Here is a 22,807-nt window from a genome sequence, read left to right as displayed (position 1 = left end):
ATTTTCTGTTGCCTCAGCCGGCCATCGATGCCGCGCTGAAGGCCGAGCTGCGGCACGAGCAGATCATCGCCATCACCCGGCATGTCACTGCGCTCAGCCTGTCGCGGCTGGGCATGGCCATCATCGCGCTGTGCCTGCTTTACGATCTCGTGCCGCTTTGGGCCATGGCGCTGTGGGCTTCGGTCTTTGTGTTGAAAACCGGCTGGGATGCCCATCGCTGGCGCCGCTTTCGCGCCGAAGCTCTGGCGCGCAGCAGCACCTTGCGGCAGCAGCGCGCCATCGTGATTGACGCCACTTTATTCGGCTGCATCTGGGCGGCGCTCGTCATGTTCCTGTTTTTCGGCCTTCCGGTTGTCGATGCGGCCTTCCTGATGGTGCTGGCTGCGGCCGTGATGCTGTTCACCATCATGACGCTGCATCCCGTGCTGGGCGCGGCCTATGGCTATATCGTGCCGATCACCGCCGCTTTTCTGATCGCGCTGCCGGCGATCCGTCAGCCGAATCTGGCAATGCATCTCATCCTCGCCGGCCTGATGTTCGTGATGGGCGTCGTGGTGGTGCGCGGCAACCATCTCGCCTTCATCGAGGGTGTGCTGCTCAAGCTGAAGAACCGCCGGCTTTTCGAAGATGCCGAAACGGCCAGCCGCGCCAAGTCGGATTTCATCGCCAATATGAGCCATGAATTGCGCACGCCGCTGAACGCCATCATCGGCTTTTCCGAGGTGATGCGCGCCGCGCCCTTCGGTCCGCTGGAAGCGCATTACAGCGACTATGTGAAGGATATCGAGGCCAGCGGCCGGCATCTGCTGGCGCTGATCAACGACATTCTCGATCTGTCGAAGATCGAAGCCGGGCGCATGGAGCTGCGCGAGGAAACGGTTGATCTGCGCGACCTGGTGACAAGCTGCATTGCCCTGCTGCGGCCGCGCGCCGAGCAGGGCGGCGTGCGGATCGAGGCGCATCTGCCCGAGACGCTGGCTGATCTGTGGATCGATCCGCTGAAATTCAAGCAGGTGCTGATCAATGTGATGAGCAACGCGGTGAAGTTCACCGCTGCCGGCGGCTGCATCGATATCCGCGCCAGCATCGATGACGACGGGCTCGATCTTGTGATCGCCGATACCGGCATCGGCATGGCGCCCGAGCAGATCGGCATCGCCATGCAGCCTTTCGGGCAGGTCGACAACCGCCTGTCGCGCAGCAATGCCGGCACCGGGCTCGGCCTGCCGCTGGCGCGCCGGCTGATCGAGCTGCATGACGGCCTTTTGGAAATCCGCAGCCGGCCGGGGCAGGGCACCGACGTGCATATCCGCCTGCCGGCAGCGCGCGTGGTGTCTGACAGTTTTTAGTAGTCGACCCGCATCAGATACAGGCCTTCCGGCGGCGCGGTCGGCCCGGCTGCCGAGCGGTCCTTCTTCTCCAGCGCGGCTTTCACATCGGCGGCCGTCCAGCGGCCCTCGCCGACCAGCTTCAAGGTGCCGACCATGTTGCGCACCTGATGATGCAGAAAGCTGCGCGCCTGCGCGGTGATATGGATCTCGTCGCCGCGGCGCTGCACGGCCAGATGCGACAGGGTCTTCTCCGGCGATTTGGCCTGGCATTCGGCGGCGCGGAAGCTGGTGAAGTCATGCCGTCCGACCAGCACCTGCGCCGCCTCATGCATGGCCTCGGCATCCAGCCGCACCGGCACATGCCACACCAGCCCCGCTTCGATGGCAGGCGGCGGGCGGCGGTTGAGGATGCGGTAGAGATAGCTGCGCGCAGTCGCCGAAAGCCGCGCATGGAAATCATCTGCCACGATGGCGGCGTCCAGCACCTTCACCGGCTGCTCGCGCAGGTGAAAGTTCAGGCCGTCACGGATGCGGTCGGCGGTGAAGTCGCGGTCCAGATCGAAATGCACCACCTGGCCCTTGGCATGCACGCCGGCATCGGTGCGCCCGGCCGCGATGGTCTCCACGCGCCGCCCGCTCATCGCCTGGATGGCGTCTTCCAGCGCCTGCTGCACGGCGAGGCCGTTATTCTGCCGCTGCCAGCCGACGAAGCTGCCGCCGTGATATTCGAGCGTGAGCTTAAAGCGCGGCATCAGCGCAGCCGCGTGCCTTTCGGCAGCGGATAGCCGCGCAGGAAGGCGTCTGCCTCCATCGCGCCCTTGCCGGCCCGCTGCAGTTTCAAAAGTTTCAGCGCACCCTCGCCGCAGGCAACAATCACCGGATCGTCGATCACCAGCCCGGGCTCGCCCTTGGCCGCCACCGGCTCGGCCGCCAGCAGCTTGATCCGTTCGCCACTTTCGGTCTCGAAGAAGGTGCCAGGCCCGGGATTGAGCGCGCGCACCATGCGGTCGATCTCGACGGCGCTTCTGCTCCAGTCGATCCGGCCTTCATCCTTGCTCAGCTTGGCGGCGTAAGTGACGCCCTCATCCGGCTGCGGCTTGGGCTCGATCTTGCCATCCGCATAGGCATGCACCGCGCGCACCATCAGCGGCGCGCCGATACGGGCCAGTTCGTCATGCAGCTCGCTCACCGTCATGCGCGGGCCGATTTTGACGCGCTCGCATTCCAGCACCGGCCCGGTATCGAGGCCGGCATCCATCTTCATGGCGCAGACGCCGGTTTCGGCATCGCCGGCCAGGATGGCCCGCTGGATCGGCGCCGCGCCGCGCCAGCGCGGCAGCATTGAGGCATGCAGGTTGAAACAGCCCAGCCGCGGCGCATCGAGGATCGCCTGCGGCAGCAACAGGCCATAGGCCACAACAATCGCCGCATCGGCGTTGAGCGCTGCAAACTCCGCCTGCGCTTCCGCATTCTTCAGCGACACGGGATGGCGCACGGCCAGGCCGTGTTGCTCGGCGAAGGCATGAACCGGCGAGGGCGTCAGCTTATGGCCGCGCCCGGCCGGCCGCGGCGGCTGGCTGTAGACGGCGACGATTTCGTCGCCGGCATCCAGGAATGCCTTGAGCACCGGCACGGCGAAATCCGGCGTGCCCATGAAGACGAGACGCAGCGGCATCGCTCTGTCGAAGGTTCAGCCGGCTTCGGCGAGGCGCTTCTGCTTGAGCAGCTTGCGCAGGATCATGTTGCGCTTCAGCGCCGAGAGATGGTCGACGAACAGGATGCCGTCGAGATGGTCGATCTCATGCTGCAGGCATACCGCCAGCAGCCCATCGGCATGCAGTTCCTGCTTCTCGCCGTTGTAGTCGAGGTAGGAGACCTTCACCTCGGCCGGCCGCGCCACCTCGGCATATTGCTCGGGCAGCGACAGGCAGCCTTCCTCGTAGACCTTGTCTTCGTCGGAAACCCAGGTGAATTCCGGATTGATGATGTAAAGCGGCCGCTTCTCCTCGCCCTCGCGCGAGACGTCGATCACCAGCATGCGCTTGGGGATGCCGACCTGGATCGCGGCGAGGCCGATGCCCGGCGCGGCATACATCGTCTCCAGCATGTCGTCGAGCTGGCGGCGCACTTCGTCGGTCACCGCCTCGACCGGGGTCGAGACGATTTCCAGGCGCTTGTCCGGCGCGGTGATGATCGGCAGCAAAGCCATGGTCGAAATCCGTTAAAATCAGGGCTGCCAGATAGGATGTGGGCTGGCGGTTCGTCAAGCCCGCTGCTATCTAACGTTACTATGGATATAGCGCAGATTATCGGTTTTTTGAGTATCGGCCTGCTGCTTTTGGCGCTGCTGGCGGTGGTGCTGCTGCGCACCCGGCAGGCGGCCGATCCGCAGATTCTGGCCGATAAAGCCGCCGCCGAGGCCCGCGCCGCCGAACTGGCGGAACGGATTGCCGCCCTGACGGCGGAACGCTCCGAAATGCTGGTCCGGCTGACCGAGGCTCAGGCCAAGCTGGAAGCTGCTTCCGGCACCGCTGCGGCCGCAGAAGCCCGCCAGGCTGAACTGGCGCTGCAGCTCGAAAAAGCCCAAGCCGACAAGGCTGCTGCCGAGGCCGCCCGCGAAACCGCAGAGCGCCGCCGCATCGAGCAGGAGCGGCTGGCCGCCCTGGCCGAGCAGAAGCTGGCCGAGCAGGAAAAGCGCATTGCCGATTTCGAGCAGACTGTGAAGCAGATGACCGAGGCTGCCAAGGCGGCGACCCTGGAAACCGGCAAGCTGCTTTCCAGCCAGCTTCTGGAAACCCACAAGCGCGAGGCGGAAGAGCAGAAGAAGGAAACCGAGCAGAAGGTCAAAGAGACCACCGAAAGCCTGCTGCAGCAATTCAGCCAGATCACCGACACCGTCAGCCGCCTGCATCAGCAGGTCGGCGACAGCCGCAAGACCATCGAAACGGTGCATCGCGCGCTCTCAAGCCCGGGCGAGGCCGGCCGCTTCAATGAATTCTGGCTGGAAAACACGCTGAAGCATTTCGGCCTGGAACCGGAACGCGATTTCGTCACCCAGTTCGATGCCCAGGATGGCGATGGCCGCCGGTTTCGTCCCGATGCGGTGGTGTTTCTGCCCGGCGATGCGGCGCTGGTGATCGACGGCAAGGCCAGCAAGGCGCTGCTGGAACTGGCGGCTGCCGAACAGGCGGAAGAAGCCGAAGCGGCTGAGCGCCGCATCGCGCAGACGATGAACCAGCATCTGGCCGATCTTTCGCGCAAGAATTATCGCGAGGCGGTGGCGCGGCAATACGAAAAGACTGGCCGCGGCGGCGCGCTGCGCCAATTGATCAGCATCATGTATCTTCCCACCGAAGCCGCCATCGAACGCCTCTACCGGGCCGATCCGGATTTTGCCGCCAAGGCCGCGCGCGCCGAGATCATCGTTGCCGGCCCGCGCACGCTGGAAGCCGCCGTGGCGATGGCGAAAAGCCAGATCACCCTGGGCCGCCAGGCCGACAATTATCAGGAGATCATCCGCACCACCGGCCTGCTGATCGACAGCCTGGGCAAGGTGATGGCCAATCTGCGCCAGCTCGGTACCGGACTGTCCAATGCCGCCAAGGCCTATAGCGAAGTCACCACCACGGTGAATGGCTATCTCTATGCCCGTGCCAACAAGCTGGTCAGCCTTGGTGTGAAGCCCTCGGCTGCGAAGAATCATCCGCAGCGCATCCCGAGCTTCCTGTTCAGTAAGGACGAAGCCGCCGAAATCATCGAGGCCGAGGCGGAAGAAGTCGCGACTGAGCAGATTGCCTCCGGAGACCTGCGGCGTTTGACCAATTCTTCCGGTGGCAATTCTCCTGGTGAAGGGGGCGCTCAGTGACGGCGCAGCCGCAGCGCGAACCGCACGGGCAGGCGCATCACGACACGGCCGGCGCGCCGCGCAAGATCAGCGACATCATCGCCGAGCTTTGCAACGGCGATGGCGAAGACCGCATCAGCCTGGAAGACCTGCTGCTGACATTCGAAGTGCGGGCCTTCGGCTTCCTCGTGCTGGTCTTCGCGCTGCCCAACGGCATTCCAGCGCCGATCGCGCCGGGCCTTTCGGCCATTTTAAGTGCGCCGCTTCTGCTGCTCGGCCTGCAGATGGTGCTCGGCTTCAACTATCCCTGGTTCCCGCCAAGCTGGCGCCGCCGCAGCTTCCGCCGAGGTGATGTGGCCAGGCTGCTTCGGCCTGCGCTGCCGCGCGTGCAGATGCTGGAACGTTATCTCAAGCCGCGCGTGCAGATCATCGCCGGCTGGCGCGCGCGCTATCTGATCGGCGCCATCGTGCTGTGGAACGCCTTCCTGCTCTCGCTGCCGATTCCCTTCGGCAACCTCATTCCCGCCTGGGCGATCATCCTCACCGCGCTGGGCCAGCTTGAGCGCGACGGCGTGCTGGTGATTGCCGGCGGCGTCGCCAGCCTGCTTGCCACCGCCTGGGTCTGGTTCCTCATCGATATCGGACTGGAACTGATCGACAAGCTGTTTTGATCGCTCGCGGAAAAACCCTTTCCCGCGGAATGGGAGAGGGAGGGTGAGGGTTTAAACGGAGAGCAAAGGACCATGACCGCCGACGAGATCATCGCCGCCTTGAAACTGCAGCCGCATCCCGAAGGCGGTCATTACGCCGAAACCTTCCGTGATCCGGCCAGTGATGCGAATGGCCGCTCGCGCTCGACGGCGATCTACTTCCTGCTGAAAGCGGGCGAGCGCTCGCACTGGCACCGCGTCGATGCGGTGGAGATCTGGCACTGGCATGCCGGCGCGCCGCTGCGCCTGAGCATCGCCGAGAGGGAGGGCGATGCGCTGCAGCATTTCACGCTCGGCTCCGACATCGTCGCAGGCCAGCGCCCGCAAGGCATTGTACCCGCGCATCACTGGCAGGCGGCGGAAAGCCTGGGCGACTGGACGCTCGTCGGCTGCACCGTCGCGCCGGGCTTCGAATTCAGCGGCTTCGAGCTGGCGCCGAAAGACTGGGCGCCGTAGTTCTTCGACACCTTCCCCCTGTCATGCCAGGCATCTGGCCTGGCATCTGCGAGTTGCATCCAGCTTTACGGACAATGCGCGGATGGCAGATGACCAGGCCATTCCTGCTGCCATCTCCTGTCGCTGATCCGCCGCTTGCGCATTTTTCAGAAAAAACCCATGGATGCCACGGTCAAGCCATGGCATGACGGTTCTGCCGCAAGTCGCCCCGCGATGATCGCCGGCAATGATCGTGGGGCATCGCATGGAGTGAGGGGAGAGAGACGCAATGGCGGATTCGCGCCGGGTGATCAATTTCGTCAATGTTGCCCATCTGATCGACCACATGTTCATGCTGATCTTCCCCACCGCCGTGCTGGCGATGGAGGCGGATTTCGACCGCTCCTACGGCGAGCTGCTGGCTTTGTCGGTCGGCGGTTTCGTTGCTTTCGGCGCGGCTTCTTTCCCGGCCGGCTGGCTCGGCGACCGCTGGAGCCGCCGCAACATGATGGCGGTATTTTTCATTGGCATCGGCGTGGCGGCGATCTTCGCCGGCCTGATCAATTCGATCTGGCTGCTGGCGCTGGCGCTCACCCTGATCGGCCTGTTCGCGGCCATCTATCATCCGGTCGGCACGGCGATGCTGACCGCCCATGCCGAGGCGTTGGGGCCGCAGCGGCTTGGCCGCGAGATCGGACTGAACGGCGTCTGGGGCAATGTCGGCGTCGCCTGCGCTGCGCTCACCACCGGCGCGCTGGCGCAGTTCTTCGGCTGGCGTGCGGCTTTCATCGTGCCGGGTGCCGCAGCCGTGCTCTTCGGCATCGCTTTCCTGATGATGGTGCCCGATCACGTCAGCCCGCCGCGCAAAGGCGGCAAGCCCGCGCCCGTGGTGCCGCGCCATATCGCCATGCGCGCTTTTGCAGTTCTAGCCGTGGTGGGCGTCAGCGGTGGCATCGTGTTCAACGCCGCAACGATCTCGCTGCCCAAGCTGTTCAGCGAAAGACTCACCGACCTGATCGGCTCGCCCATCGGCGTCAGCTTCATCGTTTTTGCGGTCTATCTCTGCGGCGCGCTGGCGCAGCTGCTGATCGGCCGCCTGGTCGACCGCTTCACCCTGAAGCAGATCTTCGTGCCGGTTGCCGCGCTGCAGGCGCCCTGCCTGCTGCTGGCAGGCCTGCTCGACAACGCGCTGCTGCTGATCCCGGCGATCGGCGTGATGTTCGCCATCTTTGGCCAGGTGACGATCAACGACGCCATGGTGGCGAAATACACCGCCGACAAATGGCGCGCGCGGGCTTATTCCTTGCGCTATCTGCTTTCCTTCGGCGCCAGCGCGCTGGCTGTTCCGATGATTGCTCTGGTGCACGATTACGGCGGCGGCTTCCCCGTGCTGTTCGGCCTTCTTGCCGTGCTGGGCCTCAGCATCTTCCTCGCCGCACTTGTCTTCCCCAACCGCCGCGAGGATGTGGCGGCCGCCGCGCCTGCCGCGGCGGAGTAAGGACAACTCTCAAGACGTCATGCCACGCTTCAGGTGTGGCATCCACGAGTTCGTTTTTCTAGCTGCCGCAAAAAAAGGGCTCATTGATGCTCGGGCCAAGCCCGAGCATGACGCTATATGTGGCCGCCATGGTCGCGCTTGACCCGGCCATCTTCATATCGGGTTACCGGGAACCATTAGCGATCCTCGGTAAACGTCATACAGAGCTCGACCAACTCAACATCGCTAGTCGAGCCCTGTAGCAGTTACTTTTGAGCGGACTTTTGTGTCCCACCGACAGCGTCGGTTGGCGCAGGCGTAGAAGCCGGTGCAGGAGCTGGCGCGGCGCTTAGCGGAATAAGCGTGACCGTGGTGATCTCTTGATACTTGTTATCGGCTCCAGACGCGCTGTCGATCGCCCAGCCAATGCCGCCGCCCAGAATGATGTTGCCGAAGGTTGCGCCTGCAACCTCCGACTTCAGATGCGCGGTGGCATCTTGGTACCCCTCCTTGCGGCAGGTTACTTTGATGTTGTGTTTTGTTTTCTCGACAACGATGCCTCCTGGTGTGCGGACATTGCCAATGGCAACGCCGTTCCGCTCCAGCGCGCAATCCGCTCCCGGCGGGTTACTTTCGAAACTCAATGTTTGCGACCTCCCCTCGATGATTGAGGAACAAGCAGCTGTGCCCGCTAGTATGGCGGCGCATAGAAAAATGCGCATAAATCCCCCCTAGTATTAATAATTGCCTCAACGGCGAAATCATTAACCAGTGATTGAAATTATGCAACCATTACGAGAGTTGGCCGGGGTATGATCGTCATGACCGGGTTGACCCGGCCCTCTTCCTTGTTACCTGACGGAAAAATGGGATCCGGGTCTCGCGCCAACTGACGCTCGCCCGGGATGACGGACTCGATTTTTGTCATCCCGAGCAAGCGGCGCAGTTTCGCGCCGCGCGAGCCGGGATCCGATTTTAGCAATGCTTGCCGCCGCTCAGATCTTCGCCGCCAAGGCCGCCAGTTGCCGGCTCACCTGCGACCAGCCTTCATGGAAGCCCATTTCCTCATGGGCCTTGCGGTCTTCCGCCGACCAGTGCTTGCAGCGTGCGGTATAGCGCGTCCTGCCGCCTTCATCCTCGAAGGTGACGATGGTGGTCATGAAGGGCTTGCCGCTCGGCTCCCAGGCCCTGGTATAGGCATCGGTCATCACCAGCTTCTCGTTCGGCACCACTTCGAGGAAAACGCCGGGGCAGGGGATCTCCTCGCCCTCGGGTCCCTTCATCAGGAAGAAGCTGCTGCCGCCCGCGCGCGCATCCATCTCGGCCACCGGCGTGGTGTAGGGCAGCGGCGCGATCCATTGCTTGAACAGCTCCGCATCGGTCCAGCAGCGATAGACTTTCTCGCGCGGGGCATCGATCAGGCAGGTCAGGGTCAGTTCCTGCTCCGACGACGTGGTGGTGACGTCGAGCTTCGGACTGGCGATCATGTCGTTCATCGGTGTCTCCAGACTTGAGGGGCGTCGTGTCGATGCGTCGAGGGGTTTGACCCGGTCTTTGACCATAGGACGCTCAGCCCGATGGCCAGCCGACAGGCGGCCGAAAAATTTCTGCGCGGCTTGGCCAGGAATTGGCTAATTGGCTCGCAATTGAGCCGGTCCGAGCCCCGGGCCTTGTTCGGTCCGGGCTGAGCCGAATCAATGGTTTAAGCAAGAATCAGCCGCGTTTGCCGCGCAGATCGCCGGTCCCGAGCAGCGCGCCGCCGATGATCAGCGTGCAGGCCGCCGCCACCGGAACGGTCAGGACGCCAGGGCCAAACAGGATCAGCAGGAGCGTGGAGAGCAGCGGGGCTGCATAGGCCATGCTGCCAAGGGCGCGGATGTCGCCGCGCTTCATGCCGTGGTCCCAGCAGAAGAAGGCGAGCCCCACCGGGCCGAGCCCCAGGGCGGCCACGGCGATCCATTCTACCGGGTCATTCGGCCAGGCTGTCGTCTCCGTGGCGAAATGCAGGATCCAGGACAGCAGGGCCGTGGCGCCGCAGAAGCCGCCCACCGCATCGGTCGGCACGGCAGCAAAACGCCGGCTCAAAACCGAATAGCTCGACCAGGTGAAGGCGCAGGTAAAGGCTGCGGCATAGCCGAGCGCGAAGCGCGGATCGAAGCCGACCTCACCCTTGCCGGTGATCAGCACGATCGTGCCGACAAGGCCAAGGCCTGCGCCGGCAAGATGAAACCAGCGCAATCGCTCGCCCGGCAGCAAGGCGGAGAACAGCACGATCAGGAGCGGCCAGAGATAGTTGATCAGGCTGGCTTCCAGAGGCGGCGCCAGTTTCAGCGCAAGGAAATACAGCGCGTGATAGCCGAACAGGCCATAGATCCCGAGCGCCCAGGCTTTCACGGGTAGCTTCAGATGCCGCAGCACACCTTCGCCGCGGATCAACCACAGCACCAATGTGGCAGCAAACGACAACGTGAAGGTCATTGCGGTGAGCTGCAGCGCCGGGATGCTCGGTGTGGCGGTGGTGAACAGCGCGAGCGAGGCCCAGAGCAGGATGGCAACGGTGCCGATCAGCGTGGCGCGCTTGCGCTGCGCGGCGTCGGCGGTCGTATCGGAGACGGTCATGACGATGAGATCCAGAGCGGATGAAAACGGCGCGGCAATGCATGGCGCATCGCGCGGAAGGGGCAGAATATGGAAGCCGTCGCCGGGAGCCCGGTTTTAGGTAAAAACCGGGTGCCGATCAAGCTGAATGCTCTTTACGCCGGCTGGGCTGCGTCGAGCCGGTAATAGAGCGGCGATTGCGCATCCTCCAGAAGCCGCAGGATGCCGCGCAGCAGCACCGGCCGCTCGCTGTAGGTCACCGGCACCTTGGCGCGCACGGCGATCAGGCGCGACAGGTCACTCGCCATACAGCTCACGCAATGGAATTGCAGCGCGCCGAGCAGGAATTCCTCATGCGCTTCGCCATCCTGAAACGGCATCATATAGCCGGTGATGCGCACCTCCTGGCCGTCGAGCTGGCGCAGGGCTTCGGGGAAGCGGCTGATCGCACCGTCGACGAAGCGGGTCTCGCCGGCCAGGCCCAGGAGGTCCCAGTCCAGCGCGCCTTCCACCGACGGGGCGCTGAGCCGCAGATGCGCCGGCGCCGGCTCCAGCGAAATGGCGCGTGCCGGATTGGCGGCAAAAACCGCCGTTCCCGCGGCTGCGGCAACCGTGAAGCTGGACAGGAAATGACGACGATGCATTGACAGCGCTCCGGCGAAAGGGCCGTTACAATGTAGCATCGAGGGACCGCCGTGCAAGGTGGGCTGGACCTATTGCCGGGTGGTCGAGCGGCTGGATTTGGCAGGCCGATGACGCTCGCTGCTGGTCGGGCGTATAAGCCTAATCATGGCCGCAACCTTCCAGCCTCTCTCACCATCGCCATCCAGCCTGCGCGGCAATGGCTGGCCCCTGGTGGCAGGACTGTCCTTCGCCCAGCTCGTCTCCTGGGGGACCATCTATTACGCCTTCTCGCTGTTCGTCGTGCCGATGGAGGCGGAACTCGGCTGGAGCCGCACGGCATTGAACGGCGCGCTGTCGCTCGGGCTGCTTACCGCCGGCCTGGCGGCTTATCCGGTCGGGCGGCTGATCGATGCGCGCGGCGGCCGCTGGCTGATGAGCGCAGGATCTCTGCTGGCGGCGCTGATGCTGGTCGCCTGGGCCTATGTGCAGCATGTCGCAGTCTTTTATGCGATCTGGTTCGCGCTGGGCCTGAGCATGGCGCTGACGCTCTATGAGCCGGTCTTCGCCGTGCTGACGCGCCTGTTCCCGGAGCATTACCGCTTCCGCATCACCACGCTGACGCTGGTCGGCGGTTTCGCCAGCACGGTTTTCATCCCGCTCACCGCCTGGTTCATCGAGCTTTTCGGCTGGCGCGATGCGCTGCTCGCCCTGGCGGCCTGCAATCTTCTCTACTGCCTGCCGGTGCATGCGCTCTGGCTCAGCGATCATGCGCCGCCGCCTGCGCCGCAGGCCGCAGAGACCGATGCCAGTCCGATGCGCCGCGCGCTGCGGCATCCCACCTTCTGGGGATTGGCGCTGTGCTTCACCTGCTACTACGCGACGTTTTCGGCGCTGACCTTTCACTTCTTCCCGCTGTTCGACGAGCGCGGCATCGCGCTGTCGCTGGCGGTCGGCGTGATCGCCGTGATCGGCCCGGCGCAGGTGGCGGGGCGCGTCCTGCTGCTGATCTTCGGCCGCAGGCTGTCGGCCAAGACCACCGGCCGCATCATCGTGCTGATGTTTCCGGTTTCAGTGTCGCTGCTGATCGCTTTCCCCGATTCCGTTGTGGCGCTGTTCGCCTTTGCCATCATCTATGGCTGCGCCAACGGCATCATGACCATCGTGCGCGGCACCGCCGTGCCCGATCTGCTGTGGCGCGAAGGCTATGGCGCGATCAACGGCGCGCTGACGCTGCCTTCCAACATCGCGAAAGCGCTGGCGCCGTCGCTGGCGGCGCTGATCTGGGGCGCGGTCGGACATTACGGCCCGGTACTATGGGTGATCCTGGCTGGCGCTCTGGTATCCGGGGCAGGGTTCTGGTTCGCCGCCGCCAAAGCCCCCTGACGCGCTGGCCATGATGCCTGGGCTGGAAAAGTAAAACGCCCGCCGGAAATCCCGGCGGGCGTTGGCAGTTTTCGCTAGCTTCTACTTTTTATTCCGGATCAGCGCTTCTTCTTGGCGGCCTTCTTCTTCGCCGTGCGCTTCGGCGCGGCCTTCGGGGCCGGCAGCAGGCGGGCGACGAAATTCGGCAGCGCGAAAGCGCCGAAGTGAAGCTCGGGGTTGTAGTAGTTCAGCCCCTTGAGATTCGCCTTGGCAAAGCGCTGGAACACCTTGCGCGGATCGACATCGGTGATGTCGCGGTCCGAGGCCCAGGTCAGCGACATGAAGCCGCAGACATAGGTCGGCACCACGGCCAGATAGGTGCCCGAATGGGCCCAGATCTTCTGGAACAGCTTCACCGCATCGGTCAGTTCCGGACCCTGCATATGCGGCACGCCGTTCTGCGCGACCAGGATCGCGCCCGGCTTCATCACCCGCTGGCAGTTCTTGTAGAACTCGCGGCTGAACAGCACGGTGGCGGGGCCGATCGGATCGGGCCGGTCGACGATGATCAGGTCATAGCGCTCGTCGGTTTCCGCAACCCACTTGGCGCCGTCGCCGACGATCAGGTTGGTGCGCTTGTCCTGGAAGGCCTTGCCGCAGATCTTGGTCAGGTACTTCTTCGAGACGTTGATCACCACGTCGTCGATCTCGACCATGGTGGCGCGCTTCACCGACTTGTGCTTGAGCACCTCTTCCAGGATGCCGCCGTCGCCGCCGCCGATGATCAGCACGGACTTCACGTTGCCGTGCGCCATGATCGGCAGATGCGTCAGCATCTCGTGGTAGACGAACTCGTCACCCTCGGTGCATTGCACGACGCCGTCCAGGCCGAGAACGCGGCCGAAGCGGCCGCTCTCGAACACCACTACCTTCTGGTACTTGGACTTGCCCTCGAAGAGGACTTTCTTGATCTCGTGGCTCTGACGGAAACCGGTGTAGAGCGTCTCGTTAAACCACGTCGTCACAGAACTAGTCCTCGCTTCATTTCGGTGCACTGGATGCTGTCAGGCAGGAAGGCGCGGCGCAGCACCGGAATCGCCTTCTGCGGCTGGCAATCGCCGCACACGAAGACGTCCAGAGCCGCATAGCCCTTCTCCGGCCAGGTATGGATCGACATGTGGCTTTCGGCCAGCACGGCGACGCCGGAAATGCCGCCATTGGGCTCGAAGTGATGCAGGTCGATGTTGAGCAAGGTCGCGCCGATCTCGGCGACGGCCTCGGTCAGCGTCTGCTTCACCAGCGCCAGATTGTCGAGATTCTTGCCGCCCCACAGGTCGATGATCAGGTGCATGCCGGCATAGCGCATGCCGTCCTTGCAGATGAAATGCTCATCCGCAGCATCCACCTCCGGCGCAGCCGGGACTTCATAGAGGGCGGGCTTGGTTGCCTTCTTGGCCATCAATTTCTCTCCACCAAGGGGGACTGCCGTTTCTGACGAGGTCAGTCCGAAAAAAGTGAGCCCCTAATACGAGGGGTGTCCGATTGGCAGAGAGACTGTTGGGAAAGCCCCGTGGTTCCGGCCGGCAAGATCGAGATGATGCCGGCGTCCATGCGCCACTTTCCAAACAGCCTCGGAGGGGGGTATGGGACACATCGCCCCCCGATGCAAGTGAAATTTGGGCCACCGGGGGAAATTTTTTACCCTGTGTTGCGGGGGTAACATTCAAGGGGCAATTTGGGGCGCCAGCGCCTAGATCCAATGCCTGGATTTGGCAGTCAGACCAGCGCTTAAACGAAGCTGCCGGCCAGGGTGAAAACCTCGCCGCCCAGGCCGAGCTTGAAGCGCGCGACACCAGCGCCGCGCTCGGTGTCGACGCCACCCAGATCGAACTGCGCCACGCCGCGCTGCTTGAGCTCGGCGACGGCGCGCCACAGCAGCCGGTAATGGGCTTTCACCAGACGGCCGGCCTGATTGCTCCAGCCCATCGCATAGGTCGCCGCGCGGCCATGGCGCAGCACCAAGATGCCGGCAAGGGGGCGCGGCTTGCCCTGGTGATTGCCGGCATGGGCCCAGATCAGCAGGGCATCTTCCTCCGGCGCCGCGCCGGCCGCCGCAGCAAACGCCTGATAAAAGGCGGCATCGGGGCCGAGGAAGCGCCGGTCGATGCGATGCTCGTCATGCTCGGCCATCAACGCGCCAAAGACGGCGTCGTTCCAGCTGCCTTCGATTCGGCTGGCGAGTTCGATCAGCATGGGTGCTTTCTCGGCTTGCTTGAGCGCGTTGCGCCATTTGCCGTCCAGCTGCGCGCGCAGCCGCTCGGGCGGCGGCGTCAGGTCGAGCCGAATCGAAGAATAGCCCGTGACCATCTGCCGCAGACCCAGCCGCTCCATCGCCGCTTCCGATTCCGTGCCGCCATTCAGCTCCGGCAGCCACCACAGCAGGCAGCGTTGCCGCCATGGATAGGCGGCGCGGATCAAGGCGAGCGCGGCTTCGCGGCGCGGCCGTTCGATGCCGGGCCGGAACAGTGGCCCGCGCACCAGCCGCAAGAAGCGGGCGCCGAACAGCGGCAGCCGCCGGCTGAAGACCTGCGCCATGCCGACGGCTTCGCCGGCGGCATCGCGGATCAGCCAGCGCTCAGGCCGGACGCGGCCGTGCGATGCGGCGGCGACAGCGTCGCCATAGGTCCAGCTCTGTTCGAGAACGCCAAACCGCATGGCGCGGTGCGTATCGGCCCAGGCGGCGGGATCGGAGCAGGGATCGAGCCGAAGATTCGTCATCGCCGTCTGAAAGGCTCCAGTCTGGAGGGCTCGGGTCTAGAGGGCTCTGGGCTTATTCAGCCCCGTCGGCAAAAACCTGACAGGCCATCACCATGTCGACAGTATCGCCATCGGCGGCCAGCGGCAGCCACAGCGCCTCGTAATCGTACCACTTGTCGTCCATCAATTGCCGATTATGCACCAGCAGGGGCATCGGACGGGCCACTAATTCCTCCAGCCGGCGGATCAGCAGCTGGCGATATTCCGGCGTGGGCAGTTCATCCAGCCAGGTTCCGGTCGGATCGAGGCCGAGCCGCTCGGCCTGATAGGAGCCGACCAGCCGCAGCTTGAAGCGCAGCGGCGCGCGCTGCACCTCGATCAGGGAGATGTTGCCTAAGGCCGCCTTCATTGCCAGCGGATCGAGATCGGCTCGGGCAGGAAAGCGGCGCTGGCCGCGGCGCTGCTGCCAGTACCGGTAAAGATCGGCAATGACGGGCGAGCGGCAATCCTCGGGCCGGGGGTCCCATTTGAGGATACTGTTTTCGGCCAGGATCTGAGCGGCGTTTGAGAGCATCGGGTTCCGCAAGAACTACGACAAGAACTACGAATCGGGCGGGGGGGAATATCGGCGCGATGTTGCTCCGCAACAAGGGAAACCTTGTCGCAGCGGCAACCCAGGCCGGACTCGGCTGGCTTGCGTCCTGGCGGGGGCTCCCGTAAACGTCAGCCATGGGGCTGATCCGCAAGAGGCCGGAGCGAATTCACGGCTACAGCATTCCGGCGCCGCGTTTTACCCGCTGGGCGCTGATCTACTTCCTGAAATATGTGGCCTTGCCCGTGCTGCTGGTCCTGCTGGCGCTGGATCTTGGGCTGTATTTCCTGTTCCGCGAGGTTTTCAACACCTGCTATGGCATTGCCTGCTTCTGGAGCTGACGCTCGAAGCACTAGCGTCAGAAACAGAAAAGCCCGGCAGGGCCGGGCCATCTACGATGCTGAGAAATACGACGCTGAGAAGGAAGTTGGTGGAGCCAAGCGGGATCGAACCGCTGACCTCCTGCATGCCATGCAGGCGCTCTCCCAGCTGAGCTATGGCCCCACTAAATCACGGACTTAACGGCCTCGTTGCCAAGGCGGCGGTCCGTCAGCGGGGGCGGACCATAAGCTGCCGCCCGCCGCTTTGCAAGTGTTTCGTCAGGCAGTTTTGACGGCCGTCCCGGCCGCCGAAATCGCCGCTTGCGGCGCGCAATCAGCGCTCCTCGTCGCTATCCGGCTCGGCGTCGACGTCGATCTCCTCGGCGACATCCTCTTCCTCGAATTCGTCGGCATCTTCGAGGATGTCGTCGCCCAGATCGGCATCGTCGACATCGGCATCGACCACCACCTCCGGTAGCGGCTTGACCTTGGTCGGCTTGACCTCTTCCGGCTTGGCGGGACGACGGGTCTTGATCAGCGCCTCGGGATTGAATTCTGCGCCGCATTTCGGGCACAGGATCGGGGTCCTGTTCATGTCATAGAAAGCGGCGCTGCAGCTCAGACAACGGCGCTTGGTACCCCATTCGGCTTTGGCCATCGAGACAATCTCCATACGATCGGCGCCCGGGAAACAGGTCCGGCTGCCACCCCGCCGACTGGCTGGGGCGGCGCGATTGTGTTAAAGAAGCGCGCCCTGTCAACCCGTAAATCCGGCTTTATTTTCCCGCCGGTTGCCGCTTCCGGACCCGTCGCCCGATGACCATTGCACCCGATCAGAAACCCCGTCCGCTCCGCGCCCGTCCCGTGGCCGATGGCACTGGTCTGCATGGCGAAGTCGCGGTGCCGGGCGACAAGTCGATCTCCCATCGTGCGCTGATTTTCGGCGCCCTGAGCGTGGGGGAGACGACGGTGACGGGCCTACTGGAGGGTGAGGATGTGCTGCGCACCGCCGCCGCCATGCGGGCCATGGGCGCCGAGGTGGAGCGCCTGGGCGATGGCCATTGGCGGGTCTGGGGTGTGGGCGTCGGCGGCCTGAGCGAGCCGGAGGATGTGCTCGACATGGGCAATGCCGGCACCGGCGCGCGGCTGGTGATGGGGCTGGTCGCAAGCCATGATTTCACCGCCATCTTCACCGGCGATGCCTCGCTGCGCCGCCGTCCGATGGGCCGGGTGGTAGATCCTTTAAGCCGGATCGGCGCGCGGTTCGTCGGGCGGCAGGGCGGGCGCCTGCCGCTGGCCGTCGTCGGCACCGCGCATCCCTTGCCGATCGAATACACGCTCCCTGTCGCCTCCGCCCAGGTGAAATCTGCTGTGCTGCTGGCCGGACTGAACGCACCGGGCATCACCACGGTGATCGAGCCCGAGCCGACCCGCGATCATACCGAAAACCTGCTGCGCCATTTTGGCGCCAAGGTCACCGTCGAGACGACGAAAGAGGGTGGCCGCGTCATCCAGCTGACCGGCCAGCCAGAATTCCGTCCCTCCAGCATCGTCGTGCCGGGCGATCCATCCTCTGCGGCTTTCCCGATGGTGGCCGCCTGCATCGTGCCGGGATCGGAGGTCACCGTGCGCAACGTTGGGCTTAATCCTCTGCGCACCGGTCTGTTCACCACGCTGCAGGAGATGGGCGCCGATCTGACTTTCAGCAACCGGCGCGACGAAGGCGGCGAGCCGGTGGCTGATATCACCATCAGGCATGCGCCGCTGAAGGGCATCACTGTGCCGCCCGAGCGCGCGCCCAGCATGATCGACGAATATCCGATCCTCTTTGTGGCCGCAGCTTGCGCGGAAGGCGAGACGGTGATGCGCGGCGCCAAGGAATTGCGGGTGAAGGAAAGCGACCGCCTGGCGCTGATGGCGCGGGGCCTGAAGGCCTGCGGCGTCGATCTGGATGAATTTGAGGATGGCCTGGTGATCCGCGGCAAGGGCAAGCCGCCGCAGGGCCTGCCTGCGGGCATCAGCATCGCTACCGAACTCGATCACCGCATTGCCATGTCCTTCCTGGTTCTCGGAATGGCTGCGAAGGATGGCATCGCAATTGACGACGCGCGGGTAATGGATACGAGCTTCCCGGGCTTCGTACCGTTGATGCAGAGCTTGGGGGCCACGCTGGAGTCAGCCGGCTGAGCGATTTAGCGACAGAACCTTCTATCGGATGACGCAATTCCTCCCCATTGATCGGCATCAGTAAGGGACCGAAGCTTCACCGAAGCGTGCCAAGCCGGTAACGCGCTCCCATGCTGCCAGGATGCAGTTCTTGGCTAGCCGATTTTTGGAGCCGGTATGTCTTCTGCGTCACTTCCCGCCAGCAGTCTCCTCATTGCCGATTTTGTCCTCAGCCGCCGCGGTGCCAGCCTGCCTGAGGCGAGCCTGCATCTGGCCGCCGCGCCTTGCTTGATACCATGGCCGGCGCCCTGGCAGCGCGAAGGATCCGGCCACCGCCATTCTCGTCGATTATGCGGAGAGCTTGAGCGGCCCAGGAAGCGCCACGATCTGGAGCACCGCCACGATCTGGAGCACCGGTCGGCCTGTCTCGGCCGAGGCCGCGGCATTGCCAATGGCGCGATCGGCCATCTGCTGGATTTCGATGACGTGACTTCGCCGATGCGGCCATCCCAGCGTGGTGATCTGGCCGGCCGTGATGGCGCTGGCGGAAGCCGAGGATCGGCCATGCAGCACCGCCCTTTCCGCCTTCATCACCGGCCTGGAGTCGTTGCCAAGCTTGGTCGCGGGGGTGCGTCGACCATGTTGCGATCAAATGTGGCTGGCAAGTTAAATCAATATGTTATGCGGAATGCTCATCCCATTTTAGATCATTCCATTCCAGACTTGCCAAATTTTGCCATTGGCTTAATTTTGAAGCTCATGAGCACCATGAACATCTCCCTCCCAGAAAGCCTAAAGTCCTTTGTGGATGAGCAGGTTGGAAAGCGCGGCTATGGGACCAGCAGCGAGTATGTCCGGGAGCTGATCCGCCGGGACCAGGACCGAGTACGGCTGCGGGGCCTGCTGCTTGCGGGCGCCGAATCTCCTTCGGCAGCGGCGGCTGATGACGCTTATTTCGACAGTCTGCGCCAGCGGGTGCGCCAGGCGAAACCGACATCCGGCAGGCAGTGAAGCCCAAGCCCATCATCCCCCGTGAACAGGCTAACCGGGATGTCGATGATGCGATCGCCTTTTATCTAAACGAAGGCGCAGAACAGGCCGCGCTCGGCTTCATTGACGCGCTTGAGCTGACATACACTCATATCCGCCAGATGCCGGCTTCCGATTCACCCCGTTATGCTCATGAACTGAACCTGCCCGGCCTGCGCTGCTGGCCACTGAGCCATTATCCCTACTTGGTCTTCTATGTGGAAACTGCCGACCGGATCGACATCTGGCGCATCCTACATGGCCAGCGGGATATTCCGGCATGGATGGAAGGACCGGAACCCAGCTCGTAAAATCGGCCGTATCTTTATCTACATGTAAGCAGTGAAAAAACAGCGCGGTTACCTCCCATAGTCTCTACTAACAGAGCACGGTCCAAATACTGATTGCGAGTCTCGCAACTGGTTTCAGCAATCAACAGGCATCCGTGGCACGCCGCGCCATGCAGAGCTCTATCATCATTACTTGAGTTCGGTTCGTGATCTGCACAAACCGGATCGTTTTAAACAGACCTCTAGCCGTGGAGCGCTCGCTGGATACCCGCATACTAAGGCAATCTCGGCCATCAGAGCGTGCGACAGGCTATGTAGCATTCCATAAGCCAGGCTCTGCTGGTGACGGCCATCCCCGCCACGAAGTTCAGCCCATCGATCATAGCTTGCCCTTAGTTCCTCAAAGCGGCGGCGAACTTCATAACGCTGAAGCCAACCCTCAATGGCGCCTTGATCGAAGCGGATAAAAAGGTTGAAAGGAGAAATTAAGAAAATCAGCCATCTTGGCGTTGGCGGGGGCCGCAGATCAGCCCGACAGTAGACCCTGTAAAGGGCGACCTTTACTTCGTCGGCACATTGGGCGAGAGGCCGACGAAGGAGCCCCTTCATGGTGCTCTACACGGATATGCTACACATTCCGCTGCAACAACACGTCAAGCCAGTTGGAGGCCCAGCCATTTTCAAGGTTTAGGGAAACTGGCGGAGGGAGAGGGCTCTTCGACAAACTCGCTCAAAGTAGCCCACATCGCGCCAGCACGCCTTCGTATTCGCAAGTGAATCTTCGCCACCGCAGAAATTCTCTGTTCAAGACAGGGAAGCGCAGCGCCCTGTGTTTGACGCGCCGGACAGTATTACCTTGATAGTGTTTTCCCCCGGCGCCTTCGTCGTGTCGCAGTCAAGCTGGCCCGAGCGAAAGGAAGCGGAAATGAAGGAAACTCATTTGAACCAACTTGAACTGGCACGGCGCGCTATCTCGCCAAGGTCTGTCGCCCCGGCGTGCAATCGCCTCTGAACCTTCTCAATAGCGCGATCATAGCTGACGAGCACATCTGATAGGGAAGCTGGCGCCATATCCGCCATGCCCAGATCATTGAGGTTGGCCGGGAAGTCTTTCGAAGCGGCCGCCTGGGGCGTCCTGATAAGAAGCCAAAGGGCTTCAATGAATACAGCATCTTTCAGGGCACGCTTTAGCGCGTCCCGGCCAACCTCGGTGACTTGGTCAACCAGATCCTCGGTAGGCGTGCCGCCAGCCACCAGGTACCTGACGATCTCAGGTAGCAGGCGGTGCGCGGGCAATTTTCGGAGGCGCTGATGACCCATAGCGTTTGCCTATAGGCCGCCAGGCTGTTGCGCCCTAGGTCGGGCGTGGGGCCCATGAATCCTCGTTACCATGCAGAATCTTTCGTTAGGATCGGGACAAAGAAAGGATTTGGCGTTATCCTTTCTTTTTCGGGATGCCAAGGAAAGGATCCTTTCTCAACCATGTCTGCGAAACTGGAGCCCTCGCGGCTTGGGCAGAAGGTGACCATCTCGACGGCCGGAGAGAAGGCGAAAGCGTTTGTGCCGCCGCGCTTGCCGCCGGCACCTGCCGTGCGAATGGATGGGCTCTTCCGGCGCCTTGAGAGCGCAAACCGCGCGCTCGGGCGGCTCGATGGGGTTACCTCGATCCTGCCCGACACACCGCTGTTCCTCTATATGTACGTGCGAAAAGAGGCTCTACTCTCGTCGCAGATCGAGGGGACGCAGTCATCCTTGTCCGATCTTCTGCTCTTCGAAAGTGAGGAGGCGCCTGGCGTACCCCTGGATGACGTGCAGGAGGTATCGAACTACGTCGCCGCGATGAACCATGGTCTCGCACGGATCCGAGAGGGCTTTCCGATCTCGCTCCGGCTCATTCGTGAAATCCACGATATCCTGTTGTCGAAGGGCCGGGGCAGCACCAAGCAGCCCGGCGAGTTCCGGCGATCCCAGAACTGGATCGGAGGAACCCGCCCCGGAAATGCGCTCTTCGTGCCGCCGCCCCCCGAAAACGTCTTGGACCTGATGTCCGATCTTGAGGCGTTCATCCATGCCGAGACGGTCGAGATCCCGTCCCTCATCAAAGCGGGACTGATCCACGTCCAGTTTGAAACCATTCACCCATTCCTCGATGGCAATGGGCGATTGGGGCGGCTCCTGATAACTTTTCTTCTCTGCACCCAGGGCATCCTCAAGGAGCCGATCCTTTACCTCAGCCTCTATTTCAAAACGCATCGTCGGCAGTACTACGATCTACTTCAGGGCGTGCGAGAGCGCGGCGATTGGGAAACCTGGCTCGAGTTCTTTCTGGATGGCATCACCGAAACGTCACTGCAGGCGGCCGAAGCTGCGCGCGAGATCTTGAGCTTGTTCGAAGCTGACCGGCAGCGGATCGAGAGCCTAGGCCGCCCAGCCGCGTCAGCGCTGCGTGTCCACCAGCTTCTCCAGCAGAAGCCGATAGTCGGGATCCCCGACGCCGCGCAGAAGCTAGGAATTTCAGCCCCGACGATCGCCAAGTCTATACAGCACCTAGAAAGGCTTGGGATCATCCACGAGATCACAGGAAAGCAGCGCGGGCGAATGTTCGTGTATAGCGATTATCTGGCAATCCTCAGCCGCGGCACGGAACCGCTCGGACGGTAGCGGAGCTATGAATGTCTCTTTACAAGCGCATAACTGAGACCGGCACCTTATCCGAGCCAAACGGCGTCCCGAACCCGATCTACGCTTTGCCGTCTACAATAAACTGGATGCGTGCCCTGCGCATACTTGTGGAAAAGCAGGACTTCAAACCGAGCGTGGTGGCTTCGTTTTACTCAGGCATGGGCCGCCGAAAGGCGAGCGCCCACGAAGAAAACACAATTCTGGAGCAACTGCTCTTTGCACTCCATCAGTGTTCGGCCTTGCAGGCGCTGCGGCTTATCCCGCGAAAATCTGATGTAGCCCGGGTCGGCATCGTTTCATGGTACTACGGCGTTTATGCTGCCGCATCGGCTATGGTCGCAGCCCAAGACGGATCGTTTCAAGATGACCATACTGGGACCGCAGGGGTCTGGGATCGCCAGATTGCAGCGCGCGGCTTTATGATGCCGCCATTCGACCTGCGCGTGTCGACGCTCGTCAAAAAGGACTGTGACAATGAGCTATCAGCTTTGCTCACGGTCCCGCGTTTCGATCTAAGGTCAGGACCCATAACTGATCGAAAGCGTTAGATGGCTGCTCCCTATATCGGCCGTAGATCTTGAAGTGGCAGT

Annotated in this window: 26 protein-coding genes and 1 tRNA gene; 12 read left to right on the top strand and 15 right to left on the bottom strand. The window is 62.9% G+C overall.

The features are described 5' to 3' along the window. Positions 1-8: 8 nt before the first annotated feature. Positions 9-1,349 (top strand): ATP-binding protein, encoded by a 1,341-nt coding sequence (locus tag Q0603_RS00135; RefSeq protein ID WP_298720146.1) that lies wholly within the window; start codon positions 9-11, stop codon positions 1,347-1,349. Here the strand turns inward: Q0603_RS00135 and truA are convergent. Genes truA through def form a run of 3 tightly spaced genes read right to left on the bottom strand, consistent with a single transcriptional unit; the run spans position 1,346 to position 3,540 of the window. Next, positions 1,346-2,083: a tRNA pseudouridine(38-40) synthase TruA gene (gene truA, locus Q0603_RS00130; protein ID WP_298720144.1), complete on the bottom strand. Its 738-nt coding sequence runs from the start codon at positions 2,081-2,083 to the stop codon at positions 1,346-1,348. The genes Q0603_RS00135 and truA overlap by 4 nt on opposite strands. Next, positions 2,083-3,000: a methionyl-tRNA formyltransferase gene (fmt, locus tag Q0603_RS00125; protein WP_298720615.1), complete on the bottom strand. Its 918-nt coding sequence runs from the start codon at positions 2,998-3,000 to the stop codon at positions 2,083-2,085. Before fmt ends, truA begins: the two co-directional genes overlap by 1 nt. Positions 3,001-3,021: 21 nt before the next feature. Then, positions 3,022-3,540 carry a peptide deformylase gene (gene def / locus Q0603_RS00120; protein ID WP_298720140.1) on the bottom strand — a complete coding sequence of 173 codons (519 nt, stop codon included), beginning with the start codon at positions 3,538-3,540 and terminating at the stop codon, positions 3,022-3,024. A gap of 108 nt (positions 3,541-3,648) precedes the next feature. Here def and Q0603_RS00115 point away from each other — a divergent pair, with 108 nt between their 5' ends. The 4 genes from Q0603_RS00115 (at position 3,649) to Q0603_RS00100 (ending at position 7,818) form a co-directional block, all read left to right on the top strand. Further along, on the top strand, positions 3,649-5,196 hold the full coding sequence (locus Q0603_RS00115) for a DNA recombination protein RmuC (RefSeq protein WP_298720137.1): 1,548 nt from the start codon (positions 3,649-3,651) through the stop codon (positions 5,194-5,196). Continuing rightward, on the top strand, positions 5,193-5,846 hold the full coding sequence (locus Q0603_RS00110; RefSeq protein WP_298720135.1) for an exopolysaccharide biosynthesis protein: 654 nt from the start codon (positions 5,193-5,195) through the stop codon (positions 5,844-5,846). The genes Q0603_RS00115 and Q0603_RS00110 overlap by 4 nt, the downstream gene beginning before the upstream one ends. Positions 5,847-5,918: 72 nt before the next feature. Continuing rightward, positions 5,919-6,341 (top strand): cupin domain-containing protein, encoded by a 423-nt coding sequence (locus Q0603_RS00105; protein ID WP_298720132.1) that lies wholly within the window; start codon positions 5,919-5,921, stop codon positions 6,339-6,341. 268 nt (positions 6,342-6,609) lie between these two features. Next, positions 6,610-7,818 carry an MFS transporter gene (locus Q0603_RS00100; RefSeq protein ID WP_298720129.1) on the top strand — a complete coding sequence of 403 codons (1,209 nt, stop codon included), beginning with the start codon at positions 6,610-6,612 and terminating at the stop codon, positions 7,816-7,818. A gap of 245 nt (positions 7,819-8,063) precedes the next feature. Here Q0603_RS00100 and Q0603_RS00095 read toward each other — a convergent pair whose 3' ends face one another. The 4 genes from Q0603_RS00095 to Q0603_RS00080 form a co-directional block, all read right to left on the bottom strand. Further along, the gene (locus tag Q0603_RS00095; RefSeq protein ID WP_298720127.1) at positions 8,064-8,441 is read right to left on the bottom strand and encodes a PEGA domain-containing protein; all 378 of its coding nucleotides are present in this window, start codon (positions 8,439-8,441) and stop codon (positions 8,064-8,066) included. Positions 8,442-8,792: 351 nt separating this feature from the next. Continuing rightward, positions 8,793-9,293, bottom strand: coding sequence for an SRPBCC family protein (locus Q0603_RS00090; protein ID WP_298720125.1), 501 nt, complete (start codon positions 9,291-9,293; stop codon positions 8,793-8,795). Between the two features lie 217 nt (positions 9,294-9,510). Next, positions 9,511-10,416: an EamA family transporter gene (locus Q0603_RS00085; RefSeq protein WP_298720123.1), complete on the bottom strand. Its 906-nt coding sequence runs from the start codon at positions 10,414-10,416 to the stop codon at positions 9,511-9,513. 134 nt (positions 10,417-10,550) lie between these two features. Then, positions 10,551-11,039 (bottom strand): hypothetical protein, encoded by a 489-nt coding sequence (locus Q0603_RS00080; RefSeq protein ID WP_298720121.1) that lies wholly within the window; start codon positions 11,037-11,039, stop codon positions 10,551-10,553. 145 nt (positions 11,040-11,184) lie between these two features. On the opposite strand from Q0603_RS00080, the gene Q0603_RS00075 reads away from it, so the two are divergent. Further along, entirely contained in the window at positions 11,185-12,402 is a 1,218-nt protein-coding gene (locus Q0603_RS00075; protein ID WP_298720119.1) for an MFS transporter, read from the top strand. A gap of 98 nt (positions 12,403-12,500) precedes the next feature. Here Q0603_RS00075 and speE read toward each other — a convergent pair whose 3' ends face one another. From speE to Q0603_RS00055, 4 genes are all read right to left on the bottom strand, one after another. Continuing rightward, positions 12,501-13,406, bottom strand: a complete 906-nt coding sequence (speE, locus tag Q0603_RS00070) for a polyamine aminopropyltransferase (RefSeq protein WP_298720118.1) — start codon at positions 13,404-13,406, stop codon at positions 12,501-12,503. Then, positions 13,403-13,840, bottom strand: coding sequence for an adenosylmethionine decarboxylase (speD, locus tag Q0603_RS00065; protein ID WP_298720116.1), 438 nt, complete (start codon positions 13,838-13,840; stop codon positions 13,403-13,405). Before speD ends, speE begins: the two co-directional genes overlap by 4 nt. Positions 13,841-14,169: 329 nt before the next feature. Further along, positions 14,170-15,159 carry a peptidoglycan bridge formation glycyltransferase FemA/FemB family protein gene (locus Q0603_RS00060; RefSeq protein ID WP_298720112.1) on the bottom strand — a complete coding sequence of 330 codons (990 nt, stop codon included), beginning with the start codon at positions 15,157-15,159 and terminating at the stop codon, positions 14,170-14,172. A gap of 52 nt (positions 15,160-15,211) precedes the next feature. Beyond that, positions 15,212-15,712 (bottom strand): PAS domain-containing protein, encoded by a 501-nt coding sequence (locus Q0603_RS00055; RefSeq protein WP_298720109.1) that lies wholly within the window; start codon positions 15,710-15,712, stop codon positions 15,212-15,214. 155 nt (positions 15,713-15,867) lie between these two features. Between Q0603_RS00055 and Q0603_RS00050 the strand changes: the two genes are divergently transcribed. Further along, positions 15,868-16,071, top strand: coding sequence for a hypothetical protein (locus tag Q0603_RS00050; protein ID WP_298720106.1), 204 nt, complete (start codon positions 15,868-15,870; stop codon positions 16,069-16,071). A gap of 87 nt (positions 16,072-16,158) precedes the next feature. Here the strand turns inward: Q0603_RS00050 and Q0603_RS00045 are convergent. Further along, positions 16,159-16,234, bottom strand: a tRNA-Ala gene (locus tag Q0603_RS00045). A gap of 150 nt (positions 16,235-16,384) precedes the next feature. Next, a complete protein-coding gene (locus Q0603_RS00040; RefSeq protein ID WP_298720103.1) occupies positions 16,385-16,708 on the bottom strand; it encodes a TIGR02300 family protein in 324 nt (107 codons plus the stop codon). Positions 16,709-16,866: 158 nt separating this feature from the next. On the opposite strand from Q0603_RS00040, the gene aroA reads away from it, so the two are divergent. Next, the gene (aroA, locus tag Q0603_RS00035; protein WP_298720100.1) at positions 16,867-18,237 is read left to right on the top strand and encodes a 3-phosphoshikimate 1-carboxyvinyltransferase; all 1,371 of its coding nucleotides are present in this window, start codon (positions 16,867-16,869) and stop codon (positions 18,235-18,237) included. A gap of 327 nt (positions 18,238-18,564) precedes the next feature. Here aroA and Q0603_RS00030 read toward each other — a convergent pair whose 3' ends face one another. Then, complete coding sequence (locus tag Q0603_RS00030; protein ID WP_298720097.1) at positions 18,565-18,807, bottom strand: hypothetical protein; 243 nt, start codon at positions 18,805-18,807, stop codon at positions 18,565-18,567. 63 nt (positions 18,808-18,870) lie between these two features. Here Q0603_RS00030 and Q0603_RS00025 point away from each other — a divergent pair, with 63 nt between their 5' ends. After that, positions 18,871-19,227, top strand: a complete 357-nt coding sequence (locus Q0603_RS00025; protein ID WP_298720094.1) for a type II toxin-antitoxin system ParD family antitoxin — start codon at positions 18,871-18,873, stop codon at positions 19,225-19,227. Continuing rightward, a complete protein-coding gene (locus Q0603_RS00020; protein ID WP_298720091.1) occupies positions 19,224-19,556 on the top strand; it encodes a type II toxin-antitoxin system RelE/ParE family toxin in 333 nt (110 codons plus the stop codon). Before Q0603_RS00025 ends, Q0603_RS00020 begins: the two co-directional genes overlap by 4 nt. 915 nt (positions 19,557-20,471) lie before the next feature. On the opposite strand, the gene Q0603_RS00015 is transcribed toward Q0603_RS00020, so the two are convergent. Then, positions 20,472-20,855, bottom strand: coding sequence for a hypothetical protein (locus Q0603_RS00015; protein ID WP_298720089.1), 384 nt, complete (start codon positions 20,853-20,855; stop codon positions 20,472-20,474). 162 nt (positions 20,856-21,017) lie between these two features. Here Q0603_RS00015 and Q0603_RS00010 point away from each other — a divergent pair, with 162 nt between their 5' ends. Next, positions 21,018-22,196 carry a Fic family protein gene (locus tag Q0603_RS00010; protein ID WP_298720087.1) on the top strand — a complete coding sequence of 393 codons (1,179 nt, stop codon included), beginning with the start codon at positions 21,018-21,020 and terminating at the stop codon, positions 22,194-22,196. A gap of 11 nt (positions 22,197-22,207) precedes the next feature. Next, on the top strand, positions 22,208-22,765 hold the full coding sequence (locus Q0603_RS00005; protein WP_298720085.1) for a hypothetical protein: 558 nt from the start codon (positions 22,208-22,210) through the stop codon (positions 22,763-22,765). The last annotated feature ends 42 nt before the right edge of the window (positions 22,766-22,807 follow it).

It is taken from the genome of uncultured Ferrovibrio sp., from assembly GCF_937960835.1.
GTDB lineage: Bacteria > Pseudomonadota > Alphaproteobacteria > Ferrovibrionales > Ferrovibrionaceae > Ferrovibrio.
This window is presented reverse-complemented; position numbering and strand designations above follow the sequence as displayed.